This is a genomic window from Streptomyces sp. NPDC127084 (assembly GCF_042724175.1).
GTDB lineage: Bacteria > Actinomycetota > Actinomycetes > Streptomycetales > Streptomycetaceae > Streptomyces.
On sequence record NZ_JBHXFA010000307.1, the window covers coordinates 1 to 3,070 of the forward strand.

The window sequence follows — 3,070 nt, forward strand, 5'->3', positions numbered from 1 at the left end:
GTCCCGGAACAGGGCCAGGCCTGCATCACACGGAGTCGATAGAGCCTTGCGTTCTAACGCTCGGGCCCACCGGTGAGCTATTAGATGGTGCTGTCCTTGTCCGCGAAGGGCCTCACTCACGGGGAGATCTCCGCTTATCTCGCTGAGGTGTACGGCGCCGAGGTGTCCAAGCAGACCATCTCCACCATCACCGGACAAGGTGATGGACGGCATGGCCGAATGGCAGAACCGGCCGCTGGACCGCGTCTACCCGGTCCTGTTCGTGGACGCCATCAACGTCAAGATCAGGGACGGGCAGGTCGCGAACCGTCCGATATACGTGGTGATGGCCGTGACCGTGGACGACACCCGCGACATCCTCGGCATCTGGGCCAGCGACGGCGGCGAGGGAGCCAAGTACTGGCTGCACGTGTTCACCGAGCTGAAGAACCGCGGCCTGGACGACGCGCTGATGCTGGTCTGCGACGGGCTCAGGGGCCTTCCCGAGGCCGTGGAGACCGTCTGGCCTCGCACGATTGTCCAGACGTGCGTGGTTCACCTGCTGCGGAACTCGTTCCGATACACGGCCCGTCAGGACTGGGACAAGGTCGCCAAGGCCCTCAAGCCCGTCTACACCGCGCCCAGCGAGGACGCGGCGACGGAGCGGTTCTTGAAGTTCCGGGAAGCGTGGGGCCGGAAGTATCCGGCGATCGTGAAGCTGTGGTCGGACGCCTGGGCCGAGTTCGTGCCGTTCCTCTTCTTCGACGTCGAGATACGCAAGGTCATCTGCAGCACGAACGCGATCGAGAGCGTCAACGCCCGCGTCCGCAAGGCCGTCCGTGCCCGCGGACATTTCCCCAACGAGGCCGCCGCCCTCAAGTGCATCTACATGGCGCTGATGAGCTTGGATCCGACGGGCATGGGCCGCAAAAGGTTGGACCATGCGCTGGAAAGCACCGCTGAACGCGTTCCAGATCGCCTCGAAGGCCGCCTGACCCCGAGCAACAACTGACCATCAACAATCAAGATCAGCCGTTAAATTGGCACACCCGGTGCACATTGCAGTTCGTGACCGATATAGGCCTGCGCCCAGCGTCCGTTTACTTCTCCTGCCGCCCATTGGGTCAGTCGAGGTCTTCGGCTCGGAACTTTACGCGCCCCGCGCACTGGACGAATCCATGAGAATCCATGCTTAGCCTGAGGACGATGGCCCGGTCGAACACGCCGCGGCAATCGGTACAGAATTGCCAGTGCAGCCAGTCCAGCGCACCATGCCATTCGTTAAAATATCGGCGGTCGAAGTAGCCCTGATACGAATTGAAGACGAGCGCCTCGTAGATCGTGGAACTCTGATCGGCCTTCATGACGTGTTCTTCCTGAAACCGGCATGCTCGATTCGAATATATTTCGAAGCAGCCATTGTCGTTTCGAATTTAATGGAGGAGGGTTTCGATCCTTTATGGGGCGTTAGAGGTTGTCTCACGTGGCGATGTGGTGAGCTGCGGCATGATGTCTCTTCGTGGGTGCTGATCTGTCGCAGCGGCTGGTTCCTGATGGTTTGTGGGAACTGGTCGCCCCGTTGCTGCCGTCGTTCAACTCGCGCCCGCAGGGCGGTGGGACCGCGCCGCTGGACGAGCGGGCCGTGCTCACGGCGGTGGTGTACGTGCTGACCAGCGGGTGCGCCTGGCGGCATCTGCCGGAGACTTTCAGGGTGTCGCCCGCGACGGCACACCGCCGGTTCACTGCCTGGACCAAGGCGGGGCTGTGGCGCCGATTGAACCGGGCCGTCCTGGACGAGCTCGGCGCCCGGAATGAGCTCGACTGGACCTCAGCGATCGTCGACGCCGCGTCTGTGCGGGCGAAAAGGGGGGTCCGCTGACCGGGCCGAACCCGGTCGCTCGGGGCAAGAAGGGCAGCAAACTGCACGTCCTGTCCGACGCTCAGGGCCTCCCGCTCGCTGTCGCGGTGTCCGGCGCGAACATGCACGACAGCCTCGCCCTCAAGCCACTGATTCGCGGCATACCCGCCGTCCGCTCCCGGCGCGGACCCCGTCGGCGCCGCCCGGTCAAACTCCGTGCCGATAAGGCGTACTTCTCCGCCGACCATGTTGCATGGCTGCGTGAACGGGGCCTGATCCCGCGCATCGCCCAGCCGGGCATCGAGTCCGGCGAACGGCTCAGCCGATACCGCTGGAAGACCGAGAGTTCCATCGCCTGGCTGTTCGACTACCGACGCCTCACCATCCGATACGAGCGAAAGGGCTCCCACTTCAACTCTCCACGTGAGACACGCTTTTATTCTTTTTCAGCCCTTTTGGCCTTTCTTTCCCTGCTCTTTTTGTGATCGCCAGAAAGTCGGATCTATTCGAGCGGTGTAGCGGTGCTGAGCGGCAGTGGGGCGATCGGGTCATCAGGGTGCCCAGGTATGCTTTTTTGATTTCGATAGCGACTCGCGTCCATCCAGTCCAGGAAATTTTCGTCAGTGCGGCAGCCAGGCCGATGCGGGCTTTGGCGACCATCCCTTTCTTTTCGGTCCTTTCGCTTTTCAGTAGGTGTATGGGTATAGTCTGTGCAGTCATTTATCCCCGTAGCGTTTTATCGGGTGTCTTACGTATTCGCGCAGGCGTCAAATCTTCTTACCTCCGGTCGTCTGGCCTGTGTGACGAGGCGGAGGAGCGAAAAGCCGCGCGCTATCGGGCAAGACGGGCGGTAGCCAGCGGAAACGAGCAAGTCCGTTTCTGCAGCTGCCGACGCCCGTCGCGTTCGATTACATATCAGGGGTCCAGCGATCTCCTGCTGGCGTGGTACCACGCCAGCAGTTTGCGGGGAATGTTGGGGGCATCACCACGGGGAAACTACGTACTTGGTACGTAGAAGCAGCACAGAGCGTGGCGCTCAAAGCCGGGGTCCCGTATTGCAGGGCTGCTGCAAAATCCTGAAGTTTCCCCGTGATCTCGGACACTCGTTCGTTATGCCGCGAGGGTGTGTTGGTGCTGTTGTCTGGTCTCGGCTGGGGTGAGGTAGCCGAAGGTCTTGTGCTTGCGCAGGCGGCGGCGGTTGTAGAAGGTCTCGATGAAGTTGAAGCCGTCGGC

At 61.8% G+C, this 3,070-nt stretch carries 2 protein-coding genes and 1 pseudogene; 2 read left to right on the forward strand and 1 reads right to left on the reverse strand.

Annotated features, from left to right (window positions below; genetic code table 11):
* Positions 1–84: 84 nt before the first annotated feature.
* Positions 85–974: pseudogene (locus tag ACFWI9_RS33535) on the forward strand (IS256 family transposase); the annotation flags it as partial.
* 129 nt (positions 975–1,103) lie between these two features.
* On the opposite strand, the gene ACFWI9_RS33540 reads toward ACFWI9_RS33535, so the two are convergent.
* Positions 1,104–1,343 carry a hypothetical protein gene (locus ACFWI9_RS33540; protein ID WP_387168880.1) on the reverse strand — a complete coding sequence of 80 codons (240 nt, stop codon included), beginning with the start codon at positions 1,341–1,343 and terminating at the stop codon, positions 1,104–1,106.
* Positions 1,344–1,498: 155 nt separating this feature from the next.
* Here ACFWI9_RS33540 and ACFWI9_RS33545 point away from each other — a divergent pair.
* Positions 1,499–2,322, forward strand: a protein-coding gene (locus ACFWI9_RS33545; RefSeq protein ID WP_387168882.1) for an IS5 family transposase whose coding sequence is annotated in 2 segments (ribosomal slippage) — positions 1,499–1,846 and positions 1,849–2,322 — 822 coding nt in all. Because the reading frame shifts where the segments join, the coding sequence is not laid out codon by codon here.
* Positions 2,323–3,070: the final 748 nt, after the last annotated feature.

What these genes read in the sequence shown, in the direction of transcription:
- ACFWI9_RS33540 (WP_387168880.1), bottom strand. Translation starts at nt 1,343, where the DNA reads ATGAAGGCCGATCAGAGTTCCACGATCTACGAGGCGCTCGTCTTCAAT.